This is a genomic window from Gilliamella sp. ESL0405 (assembly GCF_019469205.1).
Taxonomy (GTDB): Bacteria; Pseudomonadota; Gammaproteobacteria; order Enterobacterales; family Orbaceae; genus Gilliamella.
This window is the reverse complement of sequence record NZ_CP048265.1, coordinates 2741108-2761322: the sequence shown is the minus strand read 5'-3', so window position 1 is coordinate 2761322 and position 20215 is coordinate 2741108. Positions and strand designations below refer to the sequence as shown.

19 protein-coding genes are annotated in these 20215 nt (G+C 38.2%); 6 read left to right on the top strand and 13 right to left on the bottom strand.

From position 1 onward, the window contains the following. Positions 1-18 precede the first annotated feature (18 nt). Positions 19-3234 carry a carbamoyl-phosphate synthase large subunit gene (gene carB / locus GYM74_RS12065; RefSeq protein WP_220218441.1) on the bottom strand — a complete coding sequence of 1072 codons (3216 nt, stop codon included), beginning with the start codon at positions 3232-3234 and terminating at the stop codon, positions 19-21. Between the two features lies 1 nt (position 3235). Next, complete coding sequence (gene carA / locus GYM74_RS12060) at positions 3236-4396, bottom strand: glutamine-hydrolyzing carbamoyl-phosphate synthase small subunit (RefSeq protein ID WP_220218440.1); 1161 nt, start codon at positions 4394-4396, stop codon at positions 3236-3238. A gap of 269 nt (positions 4397-4665) precedes the next feature. On the opposite strand from carA, the gene argF reads away from it, so the two are divergent. Together argF and GYM74_RS12050 are read left to right on the top strand one after the other, a co-directional pair. Continuing rightward, the gene (gene argF, locus GYM74_RS12055) at positions 4666-5673 is read left to right on the top strand and encodes an ornithine carbamoyltransferase (protein WP_220218439.1); all 1008 of its coding nucleotides are present in this window, start codon (positions 4666-4668) and stop codon (positions 5671-5673) included. 98 nt (positions 5674-5771) lie between these two features. After that, positions 5772-6275, top strand: coding sequence for a phosphatidylglycerophosphatase A (locus tag GYM74_RS12050; RefSeq protein WP_220218438.1), 504 nt, complete (start codon positions 5772-5774; stop codon positions 6273-6275). Positions 6276-6384: 109 nt separating this feature from the next. Here GYM74_RS12050 and nadK read toward each other — a convergent pair whose 3' ends face one another. Further along, complete coding sequence (nadK, locus tag GYM74_RS12045) at positions 6385-7263, bottom strand: NAD(+) kinase (protein WP_220218437.1); 879 nt, start codon at positions 7261-7263, stop codon at positions 6385-6387. Positions 7264-7416: 153 nt separating this feature from the next. Between nadK and grpE the strand changes: the two genes are divergently transcribed. Then, entirely contained in the window at positions 7417-8001 is a 585-nt protein-coding gene (grpE, locus tag GYM74_RS12040; RefSeq protein WP_220218436.1) for a nucleotide exchange factor GrpE, read from the top strand. Positions 8002-8072: 71 nt separating this feature from the next. Here the strand turns inward: grpE and def are convergent, their stop codons facing one another. Beyond that, positions 8073-8585, bottom strand: coding sequence for a peptide deformylase (gene def, locus GYM74_RS12035; protein WP_220218435.1), 513 nt, complete (start codon positions 8583-8585; stop codon positions 8073-8075). Positions 8586-8745: 160 nt separating this feature from the next. On the opposite strand from def, the gene dprA reads away from it, so the two are divergent. Next, complete coding sequence (dprA, locus tag GYM74_RS12030) at positions 8746-9846, top strand: DNA-processing protein DprA (protein ID WP_220218434.1); 1101 nt, start codon at positions 8746-8748, stop codon at positions 9844-9846. Positions 9847-9931: 85 nt separating this feature from the next. Here the strand turns inward: dprA and rraA are convergent, their stop codons facing one another. From rraA to GYM74_RS12005, 5 genes are all read right to left on the bottom strand, one after another. Further along, positions 9932-10423: a ribonuclease E activity regulator RraA gene (gene rraA / locus GYM74_RS12025; RefSeq protein WP_220218433.1), complete on the bottom strand. Its 492-nt coding sequence runs from the start codon at positions 10421-10423 to the stop codon at positions 9932-9934. A gap of 88 nt (positions 10424-10511) precedes the next feature. Further along, entirely contained in the window at positions 10512-11414 is a 903-nt protein-coding gene (locus GYM74_RS12020) for a 1,4-dihydroxy-2-naphthoate polyprenyltransferase (RefSeq protein WP_220218432.1), read from the bottom strand. Between the two features lie 94 nt (positions 11415-11508). Continuing rightward, a complete protein-coding gene (locus tag GYM74_RS12015) occupies positions 11509-12678 on the bottom strand; it encodes an ABC transporter permease (RefSeq protein ID WP_220218431.1) in 1170 nt (389 codons plus the stop codon). Positions 12679-12692: 14 nt separating this feature from the next. Beyond that, the gene (locus GYM74_RS12010; RefSeq protein WP_220218430.1) at positions 12693-13832 is read right to left on the bottom strand and encodes an ABC transporter permease; all 1140 of its coding nucleotides are present in this window, start codon (positions 13830-13832) and stop codon (positions 12693-12695) included. Continuing rightward, the gene (locus GYM74_RS12005; protein WP_294953566.1) at positions 13814-14785 is read right to left on the bottom strand and encodes an HlyD family secretion protein; all 972 of its coding nucleotides are present in this window, start codon (positions 14783-14785) and stop codon (positions 13814-13816) included. The genes GYM74_RS12010 and GYM74_RS12005 overlap by 19 nt, the downstream gene beginning before the upstream one ends. Positions 14786-15122: 337 nt before the next feature. On the opposite strand from GYM74_RS12005, the gene GYM74_RS12000 reads away from it, so the two are divergent. Beyond that, positions 15123-16412, top strand: a complete 1290-nt coding sequence (locus GYM74_RS12000; RefSeq protein WP_220218428.1) for an NAD(P)/FAD-dependent oxidoreductase — start codon at positions 15123-15125, stop codon at positions 16410-16412. Between the two features lie 101 nt (positions 16413-16513). After that, complete coding sequence (locus GYM74_RS11995) at positions 16514-17122, top strand: YiiX family permuted papain-like enzyme (RefSeq protein WP_220218427.1); 609 nt, start codon at positions 16514-16516, stop codon at positions 17120-17122. Here the strand turns inward: GYM74_RS11995 and rnhB are convergent. Genes rnhB through fabZ form a run of 4 tightly spaced genes read right to left on the bottom strand, consistent with a single transcriptional unit; the run spans position 17119 to position 20125 of the window. Next, positions 17119-17709 carry a ribonuclease HII gene (gene rnhB, locus GYM74_RS11990; RefSeq protein ID WP_366939853.1) on the bottom strand — a complete coding sequence of 197 codons (591 nt, stop codon included), beginning with the start codon at positions 17707-17709 and terminating at the stop codon, positions 17119-17121. The genes GYM74_RS11995 and rnhB overlap by 4 nt on opposite strands. Further along, complete coding sequence (gene lpxB, locus GYM74_RS11985; RefSeq protein ID WP_220218426.1) at positions 17703-18857, bottom strand: lipid-A-disaccharide synthase; 1155 nt, start codon at positions 18855-18857, stop codon at positions 17703-17705. Before lpxB ends, rnhB begins: the two co-directional genes overlap by 7 nt. Continuing rightward, positions 18857-19636: an acyl-ACP--UDP-N-acetylglucosamine O-acyltransferase gene (gene lpxA / locus GYM74_RS11980; RefSeq protein ID WP_220218425.1), complete on the bottom strand. Its 780-nt coding sequence runs from the start codon at positions 19634-19636 to the stop codon at positions 18857-18859. Before lpxA ends, lpxB begins: the two co-directional genes overlap by 1 nt. Before the next feature lie 42 nt (positions 19637-19678). Continuing rightward, positions 19679-20125 carry a 3-hydroxyacyl-ACP dehydratase FabZ gene (gene fabZ / locus GYM74_RS11975; protein WP_220218424.1) on the bottom strand — a complete coding sequence of 149 codons (447 nt, stop codon included), beginning with the start codon at positions 20123-20125 and terminating at the stop codon, positions 19679-19681. Positions 20126-20215 lie beyond the last annotated feature (90 nt).

Below are 20215 nucleotides of genomic sequence, written 5' to 3'. Positions count from 1 at the left end.
TTACTTTTTAGTCAATATTTATGCATAAAGTGTTTGCAATGAAACAACATATTGTGCTGGATCGCAGTCTAATGCGGCAGTTGTGGCATAGGCCGCATTCATCGTAGTATCGTAATACACTTTATATTGGATTGCGCTACGGCGTAAAATTTTCGACGCCTCAATAGCAGCCCGTCCAGATGTGGTATTGAGAATATAGCTATATTCGCCATTTTTAATATGGTCATGAATATTGGGGCGCCCTTCGTTCTCTTTTTTGACCATTTGGCAGGGTATGCCAGCTTGTTGTAATGCCTTAGCAGTCCCAAAAGTAGCATCAATACTAAAGCCATGCGCAATTAATCGTTTAGCGATCGCTAACAAGCGAGTTTTGTCTTGATCACGAACAGATAACAAAGCTTTTCCCGATTTTTTCATATTTGATAAGCTACCAAGTTGTGCTTTGGCAAAGGCTTCGGCAAAAGTTTTACCAATTCCCATCACTTCACCGGTTGAACGCATTTCAGGCCCCAAAATTGGGTCAACGCCACTAAATTTATTAAACGGTAATACCACCTCTTTTACTGAGTAATAAGGCGGTATGACTTCTTCGGTGATATTTTGTTTAGCCAGTGATTGCCCGGTCATAACTCGTGCAGCGATTTTCGCTAGTGGCAAACCGGTAGCTTTCGACACAAATGGCACGGTGCGAGCGGCTCGAGGGTTGATTTCAATCAAATAAATTTGGTTATCTTTGACGGCAAATTGTCCATTCATAAGCCCTTTTACATTAAGTTCTAACGCTAACTGTTTAGCTTGCTTGCGCAATTGGTCTAAAATTTCCGGGCTTAAAGTATATGTTGGTAATGAACAAGCAGAATCACCCGAGTGAATACCCGCTTGTTCAATATGCTCCATAATGCCGCCAATGACGATTTGCTCGCCGTCGGCAATCACATCAATATCAACTTCAATAGCATCATCTAAAAAGTGATCAAGTAGTACTGGAGCATTATTCGATTCACTGACTGCGGTTTTAAAATAACGCCTTAAATCTTGCTCGTTATACACAATTTCCATGGCTCGACCACCAAGCACATAAGACGGTCTGACCACTAATGGATAGCCAATTTGTTCGGCTTTAATCACCGCATCTTCAATATCGGTAACCGTTGCATTAACTGGCTGTTTTAACTTTAACTTATCGACAATCGACTGAAAACGTTTGCGATCTTCAGCTTGATCTATCGCATCTGGCGAGGTACCAATAATCGGTAGCCCAGCGACTTCAAGCGCTCTGGCTAATTTTAATGGTGTTTGCCCGCCGTATTGTACGATTACGCCATTTGGTTTTTCGACATGAGCAATTTCAAGCACATCTTCCAGTGTGACTGGCTCAAAGTAGAGTCGATCTGAGGTATCATAATCGGTAGATACCGTTTCCGGATTACAGTTAACCATAATTGTTTCATAACCGTCTTCACGGAGCGCCAGCGCTGCATGTACACAACAGTAATCAAACTCAATACCTTGCCCAATCCGATTCGGTCCACCGCCTAATATCATAATCTTCGGGCGAATGAATTGTGGTTTAGCTTCGCACTCTTGTTCATAGGTTGAGTAAAGATAAGCTGTATCGGTCGAGAACTCTGCTGCGCAGGTATCAACTCGTTTATATACAGGATGGATATCGTATTGGTTTCGTCGATCACGAACGTCTTGTTCTTCAACATTAAGCAGTTTAGCAATACGTAAATCTGAAAAACCTTTACGCTTAAGTTGCCATAATGATTCTGAATTCAGGCGAGCGAATGATTGCGATTTCAGTTGGTTTTCAAGGCTGATAAGTTCTTCAATCTGCACTAAAAACCAGCGATCGATATTCGTTAATGTGAAAATTTCATCTAAACTAAAGCCGGCTCGAAAAGCGTCAGCAATATACCAAATTCGTTCAGCGCCCGCTTCTTGCAGTTCATAACGTATTTTGCTGAGATTTTTTTCATCATCATAATTGTCAAATTTCGGATCAAAACCACACGCACCGACTTCAAGCCCTCGTAGCGCTTTTTGCAATGATTCTTGAAAAGTCCGCCCAATAGCCATCACTTCACCCACTGATTTCATTTGGGTTGTTAGACGATCATTACACCCGGCAAACTTTTCGAAATTAAAGCGGGGTATTTTTGTCACCACATAGTCGATCGAAGGCTCAAATGACGCTGGCGTTTTACCTCCGGTAATATCATTAGATAGCTCATCAAGGGTAAAGCCGACCGCAAGTTTGGCCGCAATTTTGGCGATTGGAAAACCGGTTGCTTTAGATGCTAATGCTGATGAACGTGATACCCTTGGATTCATTTCAATCACAATTAAGCGTCCGGTTTTAGGATCAACCGAAAATTGTACATTCGAACCACCTGTTTCAACGCCAATTTCACGAAGTACCGCTATCGATGCGTTACGCATGATTTGATACTCTTTATCAGTTAGAGTTTGAGCTGGCGCAACGGTAATGGAATCCCCGGTATGAATGCCCATAGGGTCAACATTTTCAATCGAACAGACGATGATGCAGTTATCATTTTTATCTCGTACCACTTCCATTTCATACTCTTTCCAACCAATTAATGACTCATCAATGAGGAGTTCATTGGTGGGCGACAGATCAAGTCCTCGGGTACAAATTTCATCAAATTCTTGAGTGTTATAAGCAATCCCGCCACCGGTTCCCCCCATAGTAAAAGAAGGGCGGATAATGCAAGGAAAGCCAACTTGTTCAAGTACGGCATAAGCCTCTTTTAATGAGTGAGCAATGCCGGAACGGGCAGTATCAAGACCAATTTTTTTCATGGCTTGATCAAAACGTTTGCGATCTTCAGCTTTATCAATTGCATCAGCGGTAGCGCCGATCATCTCGACATTAAATTGTTTTAAAATGCCTCTTTTATCCAGTTCTAACGCACAATTGAGCGCTGTTTGTCCGCCCATGGTGGGCAAAATGGCATCGGGTCTTTCTTGTTCAATAATTTTACTCACCGTTGTCCAATCAATCGGCTCAATATAGGTTGCATCCGCCATTTCCGGATCGGTCATAATGGTGGCAGGATTAGAATTGACTAAAATAACCCGATAACCTTCTTCACGCAGAGCCTTACAAGCTTGAGCGCCGGAATAATCAAATTCACAAGCTTGACCAATAACAATTGGGCCAGCGCCAATAATGAGAATGCTATTAATATCTGTTCGCTTAGGCATGTTATTGCTCCTGCTTATAAATTTTAATTAATTCGATAAAGTGATCAAATAGTGGGGCGGCATCGTGAGGCCCGGGACTCGCTTCGGGGTGACCTTGAAAGCTAAAAGCCGGTTTTTGATTATGATGAATACCCTGTAGCGAACCGTCGAACAGTGATTTATGCGTCACACGTAAGTGAGTCGGTAAACTCATTTCATCAACGGCAAAACCATGATTTTGCGCGGTAATCATAACTCGATTATTTTCAAGATCTTTAACCGGATGATTGCCACCATGATGTCCAAATTTCATTTTTATGGTTTTTGCACCACAAGCCAACGCTAACAGTTGATGCCCTAAACAGATACCAAATATCGGTATGTCAGTAGTTAAAAACTGTTTAATGGCATCAATGGCATAAGTACAAGGTGCCGGATCACCGGGACCATTTGATAGGAATATACCGTCAGGATTTAATGCTAATACCTCCTGCGCAGAGGTTTTTGCCGGAACTATGGTCAATTTACAACCCCGTTCAACTAACATCCGTAAGATATTACGTTTTACGCCAAAATCATAAGCCACAACATGATAAGGCAAGGCGCTTTCCGGTTTTGCCGCGGGGTGTTCTTGCTCTCTTGTCCATACACCTTGTGTCCACAAATAGCTTTTTGTACAGGTGACTTTTTGGGCTAAATCCAGTCCGGATAATCCTTTAAAATCGATCGCCATTTGTTTAGCGGTATCGGCTTTTTCAAGTAAAGTTTCTTTATCGTTTGCCGTGATAATCACGCCATGCTGAGCCCCTTTTTCACGCAAGATTCGAGTTAAACGGCGAGTATCGATATCGGCAATGGCAATAACATTATGCTGTTTTAAATAACTCGAAAGATCGAGCTCATTGCGATAATTGCTGGCTAATAGTGGTAAATCACGAATAATCAGCCCTTTTGCATAAACTTGATTAGATTCAGCATCGGCATTGTTAGTACCGACATTACCTATATGGGGGTAAGTTAACGTGACTAATTGCTCGCAATATGAAGGGTCGGTGAGTATTTCTTGATAACCGGTCATTGAGGTATTAAAAACGACCTCACCAACAGTTTGTCCGTTGGCACCGATTGATTTACCGATAAATTGTGAACCGTCTTGTAATATAAGGAGGGCATAAGTTTGCATGGTTAAAAAGACCTTTTGAATAAAGAATTACTATTTATGAATAAAAATTCAAAACCGCTTATCTTTCAGGATTCAATGAATGGTCATTTTATTACACTTTTTTGTACAAAAAAAGCGATATTATTAAAATTATTTAAATAATAATGTCTCATTTTTGAGACTTATTGCAAGTTACTGTAGATTATCGACGATATTATCAGGTTTAACTTGAAAATGCATAATTATTCAAATAGAATGACTTGAATTATCACATCTATCAGGAGCTAGTTATGCACGGTTTTTATCAGCGCCATTTTTTACGTTTACTGGATTTTACGCCAAATGAAATCAATCAATTAATCGATCTTTCCATTCAATTAAAGCAGGCTAAACAACAAGGCACTGAGAAAAAACATTTGGTTGGCAAAAATATTGCCTTAATTTTTGAAAAAGACTCAACCCGTACTCGTTGTGCTTTTGAAGTCGGTGCATATGATCAAGGTGCTCAAGTCACCTATTTAGGACCAAGTGGTAGCCAAATTGGGCATAAAGAGTCGATAGCCGATACAGCTCGAGTACTCGGACGCATGTATGACGGTATTGAGTATCGAGGTTATGGGCAAGATATTGTTGAAACTTTGGCAAAATATGCCGGTGTGCCGGTTTGGAATGGTTTAACGACTGAAGCGCATCCAACGCAAATTTTAGCAGATTTTATGACCATGAAAGAGCATATCGGTGAGCGCCCACTTAATAGCGTTAAATTTGCTTATTTAGGCGATGCTCGTAATAACATGGGCAATTCGTTAATGGAAGGCGCTGCCTTAATGGGTATGGAGATCCGACTAGTGGCGCCTAAAGCGTGCCAACCTGAATCAGAGCTTGTTCAAAAGTGCCAAGAGATAGCTAAAACAACAGGCGCTAAAATTGTTTTAACTGAAGATGTCGCTGAAGGTGTGAAAGGCGTTGATTTTCTTTATACCGATGTATGGGTTTCCATGGGCGAACCAAAAGAAGTGTGGGATGAGCGAGTGAAATTATTAACCCCATACCAAGTTAATCAAAATGTAATTAAATTAACCGAGAATCCAAATGTTAAATTTATGCATTGCTTACCGGCTTTCCATGATATGAATACCACAGTAGGTCAACAAATGGCTGCCCAGTATGGTTTGAAAAATGGTTTAGAAGTGACAAATGAAGTCTTTGAATCTAAACATAGTATCGTTTTTGATGAAGCTGAAAATCGCCTGCACACGATCAAAGCAGTAATGGTTGCAACCTTAGCTAAAGACTAATAATATAGCTAAATATTATTAGTGCTGGCTAAAGTTAGCTAAGCAAATTTTTTGCCGACCTCAAGTCGGCATAATTTTATCAACCGATTATCATCAGAATGACGAAACAAGCGCGCAATAAAGATTTTAAAAAATACCTAAAACTCACTAATCCAATTCATTTTTTAGCGGTCGGATTGGGTAGTGGGCTATCACCCATTATGCCTGGTACTATGGGATCATTAATGGCGATACCACTGTGGCTTTTATTTTGGGGGTTACAACCTGCTTTATATTGGGTTTTTATTTTAGTGACGTTTGTGTTTGGTTGTTATATTTGCCAAAAAACGTCGGATGATACCCATACTCATGATTCGGGTCATATTGTTTGGGATGAATTTGTCGGTATGTGGATAACGCTGTATTTCATTCCTCAATTTTCAATACTATGGGTGACGATTGCTTTTGTCGCATTTAGATTGTTTGATATGGCCAAACCTTGGCCTATTCGTTGGTTTGATAAGCGTGTGCCGGGCGGTTTTGGTATTATGGTTGATGATGTTATTGCAGCTATTTTTTCATCAATTACGGTATGGGTATTGGCTTATTTGCTAGCAAGCTAAATATTGCGAATATTTCATCTTTTATTTTAAACTAGCATGCTTTTCAAGACTTCCACAAACTGTTGCAAAGCTTTGCTATTATCGCTTTACAACAGTTTATCTAAGCAGTTCAAAACCTTTTTTGAGACCAGCCCAATTTACTTGAAAGATTATTAAAATAGTCATAATCTTTTGAATGAATTAAATTAAATTCATACGATGAACGGCGAATAATGACATCTTGCGTTGGTTTTACCGGTAAAATGATTTGGCTATCACAGGCAATATTAAGATCAAGCGCCGTTGTTGGAAATTTAAGTCGGATAGGATTATCACTTTTAATCACCAGCGGTCTAATAGCTAATGAGTGTGGAAACATTGGTGTAATAATCAGAGCATCTAAATGAGGTGCTAAAATCGGGCCTCCGGCCGATAATGAATAGGCGGTCGATCCGGTTGGTGTGGCAATAATTAAGCCGTCGGCTCGTTGTGAAAAAGCATTACGTTCATTGATATACACATCATAGTCAATCATATGGGCAACGGTATTGGGAGTGACAACAATTTCGTTAACCGCAAAACCGGAATTAATTAAGTGACCATTATCATAAATAGAGACTTCAAGTAAAAAACGTGGATCATCATCATACTTGCCTGCAATGACAGGTGTTAACTGTTCAATCACTTGATCATGTAAAATATCAGTCAAAAAGCCAAGATTACCACGGTTAACACCAATCACTTTAATTTTATAGTGCGATAAGTAACGAGCTGAGCGTAGCATATTTCCATCACCACCAACCACAATGGCTAAATCAGCTAACTGACCAATGGTATCGAGCGAAGCATATTCGTTGGCGGGAAACTGGCAATATTCCGCTAAGCGGTCTTCGACTAAAACACGAATACCAAGCTCAACTAGCCAATCATGCAACACTTGATGAGTTTGCATTGCTTCTATTTTACGTGGAAGCCCAATCAGACCTATACATTTAAATGGTGTATCCATAAAATATCCTAGTAATTAATGATATAAATTTTTATATTTTTTAATCGAGGGTTAAAAAAATAGTTATCAGCCGATCGATAAACTTGTAATAATAAAATTTGCCCCCATAATAACCGTAATTAACTAAGTTTTCGACTACATTTGGAGTACAGTATGACAGAACAAGATAACAATATGTCAGAAAATGAGACAAATATTGAAGCCACAACGGAAGAATCAACCGAGCAAAAAACTGAATCACAAGCGAATGTTGAAGAGCAATTAAAAGCCAAAGATGCCCGAATTGCTGAGCTTGAACAAGCGCTACAACTAGCGAAAAAGAACGAAAGCGAGGCCATGATTCGTGCCCGTGCTGAAATCGATAATGTTCGCAAACGTGTTGAACAGGATGTTGATAAAGCCCGTAAATTTGCGCTGGAAAAATTCTCAAATGAGCTTTTACCGGTAATAGATAATTTAGAGCGTGCATTAGAATCGACCGATAAAAACAATCCGGAACATCAAGCAACCGTTGAAGGTTTAGAACTTACTTTAAAATCTTTTTTAGATACTGTTAAAAAGTTTGGAATAGAAGTGATTAATACTCAAGATTCCCAACTAAATCCAGATGTGCATCAAGCGATTAGTATGGTTGAATCGCCGGAACATCAATCGGGTCAAATTGTTAACACAATCCAAAAAGGCTATACCTTAAATGGTCGTTTAATTCGCCCGGCAATGGTTATTGTTGCAAAATAAAAGTATATAAAAAACCCCCAAGTAATTGGTTGTCCAACTATTGGGGGTCACTTCATTATATGGCGGTTTTTTTATTTGTTTCTTTGTTCTTCGCGGGTTAATTTTTTCATTTTTTGCTCAATTCGTTGACGCTTTAAAGGTGAAAGATAGTCGACAAAGAGCTTCCCTTTTAAGTGATCCATCTCATGTTGAATACAGATAGCTAGTAGCTCATCAGCATCAATTTCATAAGGATTGCCATGCCGATCAAGCGCTTTAATTTTTATTTTTTCAGATCTCGGGACAAATCCACGGCAATCGGGTATCGATAAGCAACCTTCTTCAATGCCTGTTTCACCTTCTTGACTAATCACCTCAGGATTAATAATCACATAGACTTGACTCTTATCTTCAGATACATCGATCACAATAATTTGCTCATGCACATCAACTTGAGTCGACGCTAAACCTATGCCATTTTCGGCATACATGGTTTCAATCATATTATCAATGATTGTTTGTAGTTCTGGGGTAAAATTAGTAACGGGCTTAGCAACTTTGCGAAGTCGTTCATCAGGAAAACGTAATACCGGTAAAATAGCCATAAATTGTTCGATCTACTCCTCAATTATCAATATTTTTCAGATTCTCACACATTGTAAACATTTATTATCACAATGAACAGTCCTTACAGGCTATTGGTAAGATATATCTTATCAATCCATATCAGGACACTGGTTTTTAACTGTTTCATAAAGGTTTATAATGACTAAATATGAATTCTTATTAAGAATTTCAATGCTTGGGTATGGAAAACAAGCAATTTTTGACAGAATAGGACAGCTTTTTGCGTGTGGTTTACCCAACATTATACAAGATGTCTCTTTTTTGTTAGATAAATTAAGATTAAATGACGCTCAATTAGTACAGTTTTATCAAACCTCGTATCTCCATTTTGAACCCATACTTGAATGGTTAATTTCTCCAACGCCACAAAAGCATCTTATTGCTTATTGCGATAGTGACTATCCATTACTATTAAAACAAATTTGTTCCCCACCTTTATTGTTATTTGTGTTAGGTAACCGGCAATTATTAAACTCTCCCCAACTGGCAATGGTCGGTAGCCGTGAGTATAGTGACTATGGCGCTCAATGGGGAAGATACTTTGCGGGTGAATTGGCAATTAATGGTTTAACAATAACCAGTGGTTTAGCGTTGGGGATAGATGCGATATGTCATCGAGGTGCGCTGGATGTATCGGGTCATACCATTGCTGTATTGGGAAGTGGCTTAGCCCAAATAGCACCAAGAACAAATTTAAATTTGGCTAATGAAATTTTAATGAAAGACGGCGCAATTGTGTCGGAATTCTTACCTTTTGAGAAAGCAAGATCGGTCTATTTTCCTCGCCGTAATCGAATTATTAGCGGATTAAGTTTAGGGACATTTGTGATAGAAGCCTCCGAAAAAAGTGGCTCATTAATTACTGCACGCTATGCACTTGAGCAAAATCGTGATGTCTTTGCCTTGCCGGGCGATATCGATAATCAAAATTGCTCAGGAACCCATGCTTTAATTAAACAAGGCGCTTATTTAGTTAGTCAGCCAACCGATATTTTAGAGCATTATAGTGGTTATTTATCAACGATTAATCGACAAGCGAGCAGAAGCAATGTCGATAGTCACAATATTTTATATCCGGATATCTTTGCGGTGATTCGTCATCAACCTACACCGGTTGATATTATTGCCTTACTTGTTGATATACCTATTCCGGAATTAACCAGTAAATTATTAGAAATGGAATTAGCCGGCTTAATTATCACCGTTACAGGCGGATATATACGAAACCGAACAATTTAAGGCATCTCAATGCTGACAAAAGTTTTCAGAATTATCCTGTGTTTGAATATAAAACCGCCGATTGTGATCGGCGGTATAATCAATTCTATTTTTCTTCAATTTCCAGTGCAATTTCAGAAAGGATAATACCGGTATTATCTGCATAAACAAAATCACCGGAAAAGAAGGTGACGCCACCAAAATTGACACGAATATCAATTTCGCCTACGCCCTGATCGTCCGATCCGACTGGAATTGCTGCTAGTGCTTGAATACCAATTTCAGCGTCAGCTAAATAATCGACCTGCCGTACCGCACCATAAACGATAATGCCTTCCCACTGATTTTGGATAGCAATATCAATAAGTTCAGCATCTATTAATGCTCGACGAACTGAACCACCGCCATCAATCACCAAAACTTTGCCAGCACCATTTGATTGTAAAACTTCGTATAACAAGCCGTTATCTTCAAAACATTTGACTGTTACAGCTTGACCTGAAAATGATGTTACCCCACCAAAATTACTGAAAATTGGTTCAACGACGTTAACATCTTCTGGGTAGTAATCGCAAAGAATAGAAGTATCAAACTCCATTATCGAGTCTCCTTTTGCTGTAATAATGAATTGTTTCTAGTATAACGCTAATATTGAGTGACACGATATTAAATTTCATAAACGTGAGCTAGCTCAAAATAATACCCAAACAATAAAGTAAATTTGTCAATAAAGCAAGTTTGACCATTTGAATTAATAACGGTGTCGCATCTTTTGCTTGATTAAACTTAAATACTGCATAGATATGTTGGATGTATAAAGGAAAAGTTAAGATAAATAAACTGCTCCAGATTGTCTTTAAATACAGATAAGCAAATAGACCGAGTAGACTTAATGCGCTAAGGATTAAACTTAAGTGATAGTATTTACCAAATGTTTTACCCCATAACACAATCAGCGTGCGTTTATGGTGAATGCGGTCGTTATCGGCATCGCGCAAATTATTGATATTAAGTACTGCAACCGCCAGCAAACCGCTACTTATGGCAGGTAAAATAATGGATAGTGATACTATTTGGGTTTGCAAATAGTCACTCCCCATTACACCGATTATTCCAAAGAAGATAAAAACCGACAGATCGCCAAGCCCAATATACCCATAAGGTTTTTTACCTATGGTATAAGTTATCGCCGCAACGATAGATAACAGCCCTAATAGTATAAAAATGAATAATTGGTAAATATCATTGCACGCCAGCAAAAGTAAGCAAAGGCCAGAAACAACACACAGCAAAATGTTAATTGATAAACCAACTTTTAATTGCCGAAGGCTAATTAAACCTAATTGAATTCCACGTTGATGACCAATTAGATTATCTTTGTCTGTGCCTTTAATGGCATCACCATAATCATTGGCAAGATTGGATAATATTTGTAGCAATGCAGCTGTTATGATAGTAAAAATCGTAACAGGTAAGTTGAACGATTGTTGCCAAAAAGCCAGTGCATTGCCTAATAAAACAGTTGATAATGAAAGCGCTAACGTCTTAGGGCGTAAACTAATAATCCACGGATTATATTTAATGTGCATACAACATGATATTTAAATCGATAAAAATAAGCAGTCATCATAACAATAATTGATATTAAATTCACGTTATAACAACTGCCGAATTAGCTCTCTATTACTTGCTTAAGCGTTTTGATGTGTTTGGCGACATTTTGGCTTTTTTGAAAAATCGTCTCACTTTTCCGGTACGTAATGCCGCAATGAAATAACCAAGTGAACCATAAATTACACCTAGCATTAAGATCATAAAGATATTAAACCAATTATCCGATAAGCTAAGCCCCATTTGATTGACGCCAGCAATCATGTTGGTTGCCCAAGTTGAAGGTAGCATTTTCGATACAAATTGTACCCAAAGTGGCATTGCATCGAGCGGCCAGATAGTGCCGGAGAGATAAAACACCGGTGTTGTCAAAAATGCTAAGGTAAGATAAATCATCTCTGAACGGCGCAAGCATTCAGTAAGTAACTTACTTAAACCTAAAACCGCAAGCAGCAGCGGAAATGTCATTATCAAAATTTCCAATATATTCGCCAGTTGCCTATAGCCCAGCACCCAAGGCCACAAACCGAATAGCACAATGGATAAAAATAACCAAATAGGTATCAAACCACATAGCGCACCAAAAATAGCAATGAAAGGCGGTTTACCTTGAGGTAAAGAGTGCAATGTAATATTGGTACGGGTTGAAGCAATTAAAAATGAGTGTTGCAATAACATCACGAGCAATCCCGGAAATGTAATGGCGGCAAAACTGATACCGGCATTATAAAGGGGCTGAGTTTGCCCTTTTATGGGCGATAAAATAATATCGATTTGTTTATCCGAAAATCCATTGGTGCGCATGATACGGGTATTAAAATCGGTTAAAATTTGCTGATAAATACCTCTAATATCAACTTGTATTAAACCATTCGCTAAACGGCTCGAAGCATCGCCATAAGCCGGTATTGTGACCTCTTGACCATTTAAGATGTTTTTTTCAAAATCTCTTGGAATGGTAAAGACGGCAAAAAGTTTACGATTATTGATATCATCATAAGCTTGCAATGAGTTCTCATAAGTCAATACTTCGATTTTAGAACTGGTGTTTAATGAACGAATCAAACTACGACTGGTTGCACTATGATCTTGATCCACAATGGCTACCGGTAAATTAGTAATGGTGCCATTAATGTATACTAAACTCATCAATGAAACGGATATAAGTAGTAGCAACCACACAGGTCGCACTAACATATACATAAACGTTTTTAAAAATGAAGAAAAAAATATTTTAAGCATCTATCTTTTTCTCCTTACTGTGCGTGTAAACGCTTAACTAAGCGTTTTCTGACTAACACGGTAATTATTATTGGATAGATCATCAAAATGCCACAAGTTTTAAATATAGAGAGATAAGTCGAGTGCCGTAAGAAAAGATCGAACAGTTTATTAAGGGCATAAGTTAACGGTTCAAGTGATGAGATAAACCTCGCTATCCACGGCATTGATAATTCGGGCACAACAACACCGGAATAAGTTAAGGCTAATCCTACCAGTAAGCCGATAAAGGTGTAAGCATCAAGTGATGTTTTTGTGAAAGTAAAAAGTAAAATGCCAATGCTTTGCGCTGCAATGACATAAAAAAATACCACAATCATCATCGCAAATGGAGAGCCAGATACTCGCGCATCTGAAAACAGTACCAACATCGCAATTTCGAATATAAGTAGCATGGTATACCAAATGGTATAAGGTGCTAATTTGCCAAGCACAAATGGATAACTAAGACGAGTTCGCTTATGCAGTTGCGATAAAATATGAATGGTTGTTGTCACAACAAATAGTTGTAACAGATGTACGACTGCGGAAAATTGCTGGAAGTACATTGAGTTACCGCTGGCGTTAAATAGCCCGTCATAATTAAAATTCACTTTAGCAAGTGTCGGTACCGGTAAACCGATGCTGGTTGCCATCGTGGTTCGATATTGGGTATTTAATTGCGCAATTAAACCCGAATAATCCATAATCGAATATAACCCGGCACTATAATATAACGCATTGTAATAGAGCATAGGCGTAGGTTGGCGACCAGCTAAAACATCTGCTTCAAAATTAGAAGGGATATATAAAATGGCGTAAATTTTGGCTTTTTGTAAATCTCGCTCAGCATCAGCAAGCGCACTATCATAATTGACTAGATCGGCATGGGCACCGGCATTGAGATTACGAACTATTTCTCGCGATAATGCACTTTTATCTAGATCAACATAGCCGACAGGCAGATCATACAGTACCCCACGATAAAAGATACTGCTGATTAAAACAAAGATAATCAGTGGCAAAATCCACATTAACCAGTGAAAGGTAAAACGCCTAAATATAACCGGTATCTCATCGTTAAAGGCGTCTTTAAAGCGGTGCCAAAAGTCAAAGGTTAGTTGTCTAATTTCCATAATGTGCTCATACCTGCACGCAAACCTTTGACAGGTGTTAATGGATAAAGTCTAACTTCGAATGTTTTCAGATCAAAGTCACCGGTGGCACGAGTTGCCCGTTTAGTTGCATAATCACCCATTGGCGCAATATAACGAATCTCAGCTTCGATTTCTTCATTACCTAGCGCAGGTACCTCGAGTTTAATTCGATCACCTTTATGGATATTTGGCATAATGTTTTCACGAAGGTTGAAAACAAAGTAGGCTTGCGGTAATCGAATCAATGTTAGTAAAGGACTATTAGCATTAAAAAGTTCACCAACTTCAGCAGGAATTGATCCTACCTCACCATCGACAGGCGCTTTAACGATTAAATCGTCATACTGAATTTGTAATTGCTTGAGCTGCTCTTGTGCTTCTTTTAATTTAGCATCATAAATTTGCCGTTGTTCAATACGGTCGCCGTTTTTAGCTTGATCTAAATTAGCTTGTGCTGATTGGACTTGTTGAAAGGCAGCATCGCGGGTTTTTAATGCACTATCTAACACCGATTGTGACACAAACCCCTTAGTAGAAAGGGCTTTATTACGGTTATACTCTCGATTTGCATTATCATAAGCAACTTTAGCCTGTTCAACTAAAGCCTCATAATAGCGCATACTTTCTTCACGGGTACCATGCTTAGAAAGTTCTACCTGCGCTTGTGCTTGATCCCGGGCTGCTTCAGCGGCTCTAACTTGCGCTAAAAGTTCGGGACTATCGAGTGTAATTAAAATATCGTTTTGCTTAACATCATCACCACGATTAACATGGATCAGTTGTACTCGCCCTTTAGCTTTTGAGGCAATGCTAACATTAGGCGCATCAACTTCGCCCTGCAATATAAGCTGGCTGTTGTGAGCGCGGATTAAAATTGTCATCGAAATCAGAATAACAATTAATGCAATTATAATAAAAGTTTTTTTATTCATAAATTTGTATAAGTGACAATAATTAGATAAGACCTAAAGAACTAGGAAAATTGTATGTAAGATTGATTCAATATACGTCAGTTATGATTATTATACCATACGAATAGTGCTTTATTTAAACAATGAAAGCTACATTTATGTGGCAAAAAAGAATATATTGGTACTATTAACATCTAATACATTTTAGTTATTCTATGTGAGCATTAAATAAATTTCAATAATTGTAAACCAACATTTTAATAGATTTTATTTATGAATATTATCAGTCAAAAGAAATAGATAAAAACCTACTTATTTAGTATGATATTTTTTAATTGAAAATTATAGGGTTTGTAATATGGAAAAAATAGTTATTATTGGTGGCGGAGCAGGCGGTTTAGAGCTAGCCACGGACCTTGGTGATAAATTAGGTAAACACAATAAAGCGCAAATTACTTTAATTGATAAAAATAGTTATCATCTTTGGAAACCTTTGTTACATGAAGTGGCAACAGGGGTGCTTGATGAGCAAGTAGATAATATTTATTATGCATCCCAAGGGCAACAACACTATTTTCAATTCACTCAAGGTACCTTCACCGATCTTGATCGTGACCATAAACAGATCAAAATTACTGATATTAACAATCAAACCGATACTATCGATTATGATATTTTAGTAGTGGCTATTGGTAGTACGTCCAATGATTTTGGTACGCCGGGCGTGAAAGAGCACTGTATCTTTTTAGATGACCAAAATGCGGCAATCAAATTACGTGAAACCTTAGTATCAAAATTCACTCGTTTTTGTTCGATCATTGATGACAAAGATTCCACTGAGCAAGAAAAAATCCGTATTGCCATTGTTGGTGGTGGGGCAACCGGTGTTGAATTAGCCTCCGAATTACCACACATGGTTGAAACTTTTGGTGCTTGTGGTCGTAATAAGATGTGTTCAGATCTTTTGGATGTATCCGTCATTGAAGCTACCGATCGCATTTTACCAGCCCTACCTGAAACTACTGCATTAAGTATCACTAAAACTTTAGAAAGCCGTGGAATTCACGTGTTAACTAAAACGATGATTACGAAGGCTGAAAGTGATGGTTTTTATCCAAAAGACGGTCAAACGATAAAAGCCGATATTATGATTTGGACAGCTGGGGTTAAAGCGCCAGATTATTTAAAAGAGATTGCAGGCTTAGAATCGAGTCGCTCTAACCAATTAGTGGTTAAACCAACATTACAAACGACCCGCGATGATAGCATTTTTGTGATTGGTGATTGTGCTTATGCAATGCAGGAAAGCGGTCGTGCTTCACCACCTACTGCGCAAGCGGCACACCAAATGGCAAAAATTTGTTATGAAAACATCGTTAATCTACTGAATAATCAACCATTAAAATCATTTAAATATACTGATAATGGTACTATTATCTCGTTGCACGATACAGCCCAAGGCGTGATTAAGCTAGGTGGCAAGAGTGAAATGAGTGTAAAAGGGTGGTTTGCGCTAATTATTCATCGATTGTTATATCGAATGCATCAAGCAAGTTTACTCGGTATTTTCAAAACGATCCGTTTTGCTCGAGCGAGTAAATTTATGTACAAAACAAAATCGACATCGATTTTCAGCAATCGGGATTAGTTACTAAAACACGACTAAAAGCTACTTAAAATTTATTTAAGTAGCTTTTAGATAATAATATTTATAATATTACTCTGATTTATTTTTTTAAGTAAAGAATCATGCGTTCTATTTTAATTATTATATTACTTTTCGCTACCTACACCACGGCCACAGCAGATTACCAACCACTAGATGGCGATATTATTTTCCAATCTTCTCAATCAAATCAAAGCAAGGCGATTGAGCTAGCAACCAAGTCACCTTATAGTCACATGGGAATAATTTTTATCAAAAATGGAAAACCTTATGTCTTTGAAGCAGCATCTAAAGTGGTCTATACACCGTTTGATAAATGGGTAAATCGAGGAAAAAACAGAAAATATATAATTAAACGCCTAAAAGATCACGCTTTATCACAAAAAGAAATTGCTAATTTAAAACGAGTCGCTCATTCATTTGAAAATAAGCCTTACGATATTTGGTTTGGCTGGGATGATAAGTATATTTATTGCTCAGAACTCGTTTGGAAAATTTATAATAAAGCACTTAACTTGAAAATTGGACAATTACAAAGGATTAAAGATTTTAACCTGTCAGCACCAGCAGTTAAACAAAAACTAACTGAACGTTATGGAGATAAGATCCCTTATCAAGAAACCGTTATTTCGCCAATTGCTATATTTAATTCGCCATTATTAATAACAGTAGATCAACATTGGTCAAGTTAGATAAGTAACAATTTCTTAATTGGAGCAAAGCTTTTACGATACAAATGATTGATACCGTGTAATTCTATAGCCATTAGGTGATCCTTGGTGGGATATCCTTTATGCTTTGCTAATCCATATTGCGGATACAATTTGTCTAATTCAACCATTTCACGATCACGAGTCACTTTCGCAAGAATCGACGCAGCGCTAATTTCAGCAACAAGTAAATCGCCTTTAACGACAGCTTGTGTTTGAATACCAAATTCAGGACAACGATTGCCATCCACTAAAACATAATTGGGTTTGATTTTTAAACCAGACACCGCCCGTTGCATAGCCAGCATAGTGGCATGAAGAATATTAAGCTTATCAATCTCATCGACTGATGCCCGAGCAACACTCCACGCTAATGCATTTTGCTTGATAATATCAAATAAAGCTTCACGTTTTTTTTCTGTCAGCTTTTTAGAATCGGTTAATCCCTCTATCGGTTTATTTGGATCTAAAATCACAGCAGCAGTAACAACATCACCACAAAGTGGGCCTCGTCCAACTTCATCAACTCCGGCAATTAAAGTGGCATCAGGGTAGGTAAATTCTAACAACAAGGGGAATCCTCTAATACATCAAGTACAGCTTGTGCTGCTTGTTCATCAGCATTACAACGAATTTGCTTATGTAAAGATAAGAATGTATTTTTCAAATCGGCATTATCGCTTTCTAAATAAGGAATAATATGGTTGGCAATATTTTCCGGGGTACAATCATGTTGTAATAGTTCCGGCACAATCTGTTTACCCGCTAAAATATTGGGTAACGAAACATAAGGTGTTTTGATCAGTTTTTTAGCTAACCAAAAAGTGAAAGGTTTCATTTTATAACCCACCACCATTGGGCACTTAGCTAGCATACACTCTAAAGCCACCGTTCCGGAGGCTAATATGGCTGCATTACTGGCAATCATCGCTTCACGAGCATGACCATCGAGTAATTGTACTTCAAGTTGTGGCGCTATTTGGGCTTTTATCTGCTCAAACTCCTGTCGCCTTTTAGCATTCACTAACGGTACAACAATATGTAGATCAGGATAACGCTCACGCAATAGCTGGGCAGCTTGTAAAAATGGGGCTGACAATAAGGTCACTTCAGCATGGCGACTACCGGGTAGTAAAGCTAAACAGCGGCCAGTAGGGGCAATACCTAATTGCTGACGCATTGCGATTTGATCTGGCTCAAGCGGGATATCATCTGCCATTTTGTGACCAATAAAGCGACAAGGCACGTCAAACTTATCATAGAAAGCTTTTTCAAAGGGTAAAAATGCCAGTATTAAATTGGTATTACGTTTAATTTTAAAAACACGTTTTTGTTTCCAAGCCCAAACTGACGGACTAACGTAATGAATTGTTTTAATGCCCGCTTGTTTTAATTTTCCTTCTAAAGAAAGATTAAAATCAGGTGCATCAATACCGATAAAGATATCCGGCTTAAGCGCAATTAATCGTTTAGTGATATCCTTGCGAATAGCTAAAATACGGCGTAATCTCCCTAATACTTCAACAATACCCATTACCGATAATTCATCCATTTCATACCATGCTTGACAGCCTTGCGCTTGCATTAAAGGGCCGGCAATACCGACAAAATGGATATTAGGATGATGTTGTTTAAGAGAACGGATTAAACCTGCACCGAGGATATCGCCAGAGGTTTCTCCGGCGACTAAAGCGATAGTTAACGGTTTATTGGTCATTAACGAATAATGCCACGTGTTGAGCGGCTAAAAAAGTCGACAAAAAGTTGCGCTTCGGGATGATGTTTGGCAATTATCTCAATTTCAGCTTTGGCATCATCAAAACTTAATCCATTTCGATAAAGTGCCTTATAGCTGTTGCGTATTGCTTGCAACGCATCTTTACTAAAACCACGACGTTTTAGACCTTCGTAATTTACGCCATGTGGTGTTGCATGATTACCTTGTGCAATGACGTAAGGGGGAACATCTTGTGCAACGCCAGAACAGCCACCCACCATAACATGTGATCCAATAACACAAAATTGATGTACAGCTGTCATACCACCAATAATTACATGATCATCTAAATGAACATGCCCACCAAGGGTGGCATTATTCGCTAAGATGCAATGATCACCAATAATACAATCGTGAGCAACATGGGCGTTAATCATCAGTAAATTATCGTTACCGATACGTGTTAATTCGCCACCTTGAACCGTGCCACGATGAATTGTCACACTTTCACGAATCAAATTACGATCGCCAATAATAGTCCGAGTTGGTTCGCCACGATATTTTAAGTCTTGGTTAACTTCGCCAATGGAAGCAAATTGATAGATTTGATTATCTTTACCAATTTGAGTATGACCATTAATAACCACATGCGATTTTAAAAAAGTCCCATCACCAATTTCAACATTTTCACCGATATAACAAAAAGGCCCAATTTTGACATTATTGCCAATTTTTGCCCCTTTTTCTATCACTGAACTTGGATGTATTTCTGCTGCCATAACCGTTCCTTAATACTGTTTTGGGATATCTTTAAATCGAAGTTATTTACGAGCACACATCATTTCGGCTTCACAAACTAACTTACCGTCAACAGTTGCAACTCCATGGAACAAGGCAATACCACGACGCTCTTTAATATATTCCACATCAAGCATAAGCTGATCACCTGGCACAACCGGGCGTTTAAAACGTGCTTTATCAATTGAAGCAAAGTAATAAAGCTGGCCTGGTGAAAGCTCTTCAATACTTTTAAAGGCTAAAATTCCGGTTGCTTGAGCCATGGCTTCTAAAATTAAAACACCCGGGAAAATAGGTTTATTTGGGAAGTGCCCCTGAAAGAATGGCTCATTAACCGTAACATTTTTAATGGCTTTTAATGTTTTACCTTTTTCATAACTAATAACACGATCAACCATTAGAAATGGATAACGGTGAGGTAATAAACTGATGATTTCTTCAATATCAAGGGTATTAAGTTCGGTAGTCAAAATAGCTATCCTTATATATTATTTTCAATAAATTTTGAACATTATAACTGAGGATCCCGCTATCACTCAAGGATGATTTCAACCACAAGG